This is a genomic window from Candidatus Komeilibacteria bacterium CG_4_10_14_0_2_um_filter_37_10 (genome assembly GCA_002793075.1).
GTDB lineage: Bacteria > Patescibacteriota > Patescibacteriia > UBA1558 > UBA1558 > UM-FILTER-37-10.
Window position 1 is genome coordinate 1 of record PFPO01000024.1, and the last position, 6067, is coordinate 6067.

The 6067-nt window shown below is 45.2% G+C and carries 2 protein-coding genes; one reads left to right on the plus strand and one right to left on the minus strand.

Annotation, left to right across the window (positions count from 1 at the left end):
- The gene (locus COX77_01370; protein PIZ99506.1) at positions 1-5688 is read left to right on the plus strand and encodes a hypothetical protein; all 5688 of its coding nucleotides are present in this window, start codon (positions 1-3) and stop codon (positions 5686-5688) included.
- A gap of 186 nt (positions 5689-5874) precedes the next feature.
- On the opposite strand, the gene COX77_01375 is transcribed toward COX77_01370, so the two are convergent.
- Positions 5875-6067 (minus strand): hypothetical protein (locus COX77_01375; GenBank protein PIZ99507.1); only part of this gene is annotated, 193 nt, incomplete at its 5' end.

Genomic DNA, 6067 nt, shown 5'->3' on the forward strand with positions numbered 1-6067 from the left:
TTGCTGAATGGCGCCAATGGGTCTAAAATGAGATCAGATTTGGCTGTCTATGGTCGGACAAATCTATATGATAAGTTAACAGTGAATGGTCTTCCCACTAGTTCTGCTAATGCTTTAGGATTATGGCAAAGCGAAAAAACTGGCTTGACACTTTTTTCTGGCTCGGCTAACGGTACTTATTTAGGTGTTAATGCCGACTCTGCTTTTACTGGTAATCTGATGGATTTGCAAGTTAATGGCAGTTCTAAAATGGTAGTTAATTATTCCGGCAACGTCGGTATTAATACCACCAATCCAACCCACAGATTAAGCGTTTGTGGTAATGGTGGCAATTGTGCTACGCCAGCTTATGTCAGTACTAGCAATGCCTGGACTGCCGGTGCTGATTATGCCGAGTATTTCTTAACGCGCAATGCTGATTTGCAAGCTGGCGAAACAGTTTGTATTGATGAAACCAAAGCCAATGCTGTCAAACGCTGTGATCGCGCCCATGATTCTAATGTGATGGGCATTGTGTCCACTGAGCCAGGTTTTGTTGGTAATCGTTATGGCGCTGTTGAGAATAACAAAAATTATGTTATCGTGGCTATGCTGGGACAAATTCCAGCTCATGCTTCCAATGAAAACGGTGCGATCTTAATCGGCGATAGTTTAACGTCAGCCAGCAAACCAGGTTTTGTGATGAAGGCCAGTGCTGGCGACTCCACCGTTGGCGTGGCTTTGGAGTCATTGACTGGCGACACGGGTATTATTCAAGTGATGATCTCGCGTCGCAATAAATCTTTGACCGTGGAGCAGGTTGAACAACAAGTGCAGCAAAATATAGCCGCGATGGAAATTCAAGATGAAGTAAATTTATTAATTAAAGAAGCCACGGATCAATTAAATATTAGTAAAGTTATCAATATTGAAAATGCGGGCACGGGACGACCATCTTTGACCATTGATGGTTTGGGCGATTCCGAATTTGCCGGCGGTTTGAAGGTTGGTGGCAACACGGAGATCAAAGGACCGCTCACCATTACCTATGGCGGGGAAACCAAGATTGAAGGCAGCTTGGCTACCAGCGGCGAAGTTAAGATTGGTAATAATGTTGGCATGGGCTCGATTAAATCAACTGCCGAGGGTTTAGTTATTTCCGCCGACAGCAGTAATAATCTTGGCCGCGTGCGCGGTATTGTCCTGGACCTTGATGATAACCAAGGCTTATCAGCCTTGACGATCAAGAATCAGGCCCAACAAACAGTGAGCAAGATTGACTCGCTGGGCAACTTTGATTTAGCTGGTTCTTTTGCCTTGGGTGGCGATGCAGCTTTGCACGGCAACTTGACTTTGGGTGACGCGACTTCGGACTTGATTGATGTCAAAGGATCTTTTACCTCTTCACTAAATCCGAACGAAACTGATAAATATGACATTGGCAGTGTTACTAACCGCTGGTCAACCGGTTATTTTGCCTCAGTGGCGGTCGCTGATTTGGCTTTAACTAGCAATCAAATAACCTCAACCAATGATATGGCCTTAAAAGCCGGCAATGGCAACTTAGTCTTGCAAACCAGCGCCGCGAATAGTTCTATTATATTAAAACCAGCCGGCGACAATGCTTCTCTGGCTGTTAGTGGTATGGATAATATCGCCACTTTGATTGCCGAGAATGGTTATCTACGCGTTGGCTTAGGTAGTGTTGCCGCGAAGGTAGCGGAAAGTGGCGATCTCTATGTAACTGGCAGCACGGAAGTGGCTCAGGATTTGTACGTGACAGGTAATATTTACTCTGCCAGTTTAGCCGACTCTATTAAACAACAAATCAAGAATAGTTTGCCATTGGAGCAAGCCAAAGTTTATCAGCAAGAACCCTCAGTCCTGACCATCAGTAAGCAAAAAGCTCAGCAGCTTTCCGCCAGTTTATTACAAAATGGACAAATGTTACTGGCGCTGGCCACGGATAATGCCGGCGAGTATTTATTATTAGATGCTAATCAACGTCAGATTAATAGCGGTACCTTTAGTAATAATAAAGTAAGTCATGTGACGGTTGTGGCCACCTCTGATGGTAGCGCAGCTATTATTTATACCAATGAACACAGTGGTCAGGCTGGCGAAGTTACTATTATCAATAGCGAAGGCCAGATTATTATGCCGAGCAAGGTTTTCAATAGTGGTGCCACTACGGCTTTAACGGCGCTGGCACTAAGTAATAATTATTTATTGATTGCTTACGGCGACAATGGCTATTTGAAGTATGTGGTGATCTCGGGCCGTGGCGAAGTGATCAAGGAAGAAACAATTATCACGGATGCGGTAGTGTCAGAAGTTAGTGGCGTGGTTGTCGCCGGCCATGTCCGATTAGCTTATAGCCAGAGCAATCAGCCGACCAAGCTGCTCAGTATGAATGTTGCTAATTATCAAATCAGTAAAGAGAGTACGATGAACGCTTCCTTATCACAAATTGGTTGGGCCGATCAAGCGTTGATTTACCAACAAGACGGTGTAATTCGTACTGCTTTGGTTGATCAGAATTTAAATCTCAGTAACATTCAAGACATCGCCAACAATGGGCAAAACGCTAATATTGAATCTGGGTTAGCTGGCAGTTATTTCCTAACTTATCAAGAAGGCAGTGATCTTTATTATCGCACTTTAAGCGTTGATCAATTGTCCGGTGCGCAAAAATTAAGTTCGGAATTACAAAATACCCAAACTCTAGTGAACAAACTGGGCACGGTCATGGTGTTGGGCAGTATCGCCGATGGCATTGGTGCTATTATTTGGCCGAGCGCTATTAGCTTGGATACCCAAAGTACAAAAGTGACTTGGTCCGAGCTCGCCGTCAATGCGCGCACGGCAGGACAGATGGTACTGTATTCCCCAGCTGGTAAATATTCCCAGCCGTTGAATTTGTCCGCCGGCAACAACAGTATTGACTTAGGATTTATCCGTTATACTTTTGTGGCCCACCAAGGCGATAATTATATTTCTTTAATTGGCTATGGTTTTGGTGCCAAAGAAGTACGTTCCGTGATTGATGATCAAGGCCGCACTTATCAGGCTCAGAGAATCAATGCCGAGCTCTACTTGATTGCTGATTTACCAGCAGACGCCGTCATGATCGTGGAGTACACCGCGGATATTAATAGTCGTAGTTTAGTAGTTTTGGATAATATTGACAGTTCACGTTTAAGTAAGTTAACGACCAGTGTGGTAAGTGCAAGTCCGACGAAAGAGCAGTCAGTGATCAAGTTCGCCACTGGCCACATTGCTACTATTTTCATCAACGACCAAGATGAAGCCAAGTTTGTCGTGCAAAATCCCGAGGGCCACGTGGTCAAGAGTGGTAGTTTTGCTGATTTTGCCATTAGCAGTATTGCCAGCGTAACGATCAGTGATGATCAAGCGATGATTGCCTTGGCGCAAGCTGGTGATAACAAGCTTTATACCCGAACGATTAATTATACCGGTTTATTGGGTGTCATTCGTGCCTTACCAGCCACTGGCGTGATTCAGGGAATAGCAACGTTGGGTAACTCGCAAATTGCTTTGCTCGTGGGTGGTAGTGATTTGAACTTATATTATTTGCAACCAAGTGGTGAGCTAATTGGCGCCAAACAAACCATTGGTAGTATGGCAACAGGTTCAATTACGGCTTTTGGTAATTTGGTTGCCGTGGCTACAGTAGTTAACGGTCAAGTACAGCTTGGTATTTATCAGTCTGGCCAATTAGTCGGCAGCCAAGTCCTAGGTACTAACGTACAGACTGTTAAATTACTAGCCAATGGCAATAATTTAGTAGTGAGTTATTTATCCGGCGGTGTTGTTAAATATCAAATATTGAATTGGTTGGGTCAGGAAACAGGAATTGAGCAAGCGGCATTGGCTGGCGTCAATCAGTACAGTTTCTCCTCATTGGCAACTGGAGAGCTATTATTAGTCGCGATCACTGGTGGCCAAGCACAAGCACAAGTTATGAATAATCAAGGTGTGGCCATTACTGGTGTTGCTGCTTTAGGTACTGCCAGCTCTGTTGCTGCCAGTGGGGACCAGGTACTTATTAATAATAATGGTTTGCAACTAATTACTATCTTGCCATTTTCTTTAGCCACCGGTAGTACTAATATTGATAATATTACTTTTGTTTATGAAAATTATGGTCAGCCAGTGATTGACTTGGCAGCTGACCGTATCAATGAGTCAACTTTCCGTACTGAGGGTGATAATACCATCAAGTTAATGTCCGTTCGTTCTCTGGACATGTCGGAGATTCAGAGCTGGACATCATTGGATAGCGCCAACTGGACGACTTATGAAAGTCAGTACTGTGCCTTGCCAACTGGCAGTACAGTAGCTTCTTGGCCAATCAGCAGCGGTGAGTGTTTATTCTATGCTTTACCAGAAAAAGGTGATGTTGTCGTGGCCGATCCCAGCCAAGAAAATATGGTAGTTAAGAGTATCAGAGCCAATTCTCATAGTATTGTCGGTGTTGTTACTGATCAGAGTGAAAATAGCAACGATCAGCGACTAATAGCCACTGCCGGTACCATTTTGGTAAAGGTGAGTAATGAAAATGGTTTGATCAAGAAAGGCGATTTGTTAACTTCCGCCACCTATCCAGGCCTAGCGATGAAAGCCACGAGTAAGACAGCTGGCATCATTGGTATGGCCATGGCAGATTTTGATCCGATTGCTATTTGCCGTGAGCAGTTAGTCAGTGTTGCCAAACAACAGATTTTAGCCAGCCAACCGAATGTTAATGAAGAACAGTTGCAAGCACAGCTGAAGAGTTTAGACTTATCCAGTTGCCAAAATACTACGATCAAGTTTGGTTTGGTCAAAGTCTTAATTCAGATTGATAACCCAGTAGTCAGTGCTGATGGACAAGTCGTAACCGTGGTTGATGACGCCTTTGCTTTGTCAGAGTTGCCAGTGATTGATTATGAAGAAATGCCCAATATTGTGGTGAAGGGTGAAGCTATTTTCTCCGGTGACGTCGTGATGCAAGACGCTGAGTTTAAAGGCAATATCTTGGTTGCCGGTGATGTTACTATCCGCGGTAATTTAGAAATCGCCGGCGCCATTGTCCAAGAGTATTGGGATGGCAGTGCTGGTCAGTTAAAAGTTGGCGACGCCGTTTATATCTCGGGTAACGATGAAGTTAATATCGTCTATGCTGACAGTGCTGATTTCCATCCGGCTATTGGTATCGTCGCTGAAATTATTCCCGCCGGGCAGTTGTCCGCACAGCAGATCAATGCTCGCTTGCAAGCGTTGGGTTATACCACTGACGCACCAGCGCCGGCCGAAATTAGCGCTGGTCTCCGATTGATCAAGGTGGCCACAGCTGGCGTCGTTGGCGGGTTCCGTAACTTACAGGCCGGCGCCACCTACTACTTAAATACCTTAACCCCCGGCGCTTCTATTATTGAATCTGTTAATGAAGCTCAGGTTTTACTAGAGCAAGCCCAACAGTTAACTACTGCCGTGAATCAGCAGCAAGTAGTTGTCAGTGATTTATTAAATGAAGAGACACGAGTAGTTACCGAGCAACGATCTTTCAGTATCATACCGCCTTCAGCTGATGGTAGCGTTCAACAGGTTATGGGTGTTGCCAAGAGTGATAGCGAGATGCTGATTCTTACCAATGTTAATTATCAAATTAATGATAATAGTTCTTTGCCAGTAATCATGGAGTAAGCTTTTACTTTTTCCTTATGCTGCGAGGGCCTCCCGCTTGGTAATTTATTTGCCGGGCGGGAGGGAAAAAGTATTACACTTTTTTATTCTAATTATTGCTCGTCATTGCGAATCCCGCCAAAGGCGGGTGAAGCAATCCAGAGCCCAGCGCCAGCTCAAACACCTAATGCAATACCCACCCAACTGTCATACCGGATTTAATCCGGTATCCAGAAGCCCAGCGCTAGCTTCCGCCGTCCGCTGCGCCAAAGCGCTAGCGTGGCGAGGAGGCGGACCCGCCTTTGGTGAGCAACCCACGCTTGTCACACCAGCCACTACCCATTTGTCACTCCGATCCCGCCCCCCGTCCAGCCTTTCGCGAAAAGCTGGACAAGCGAGA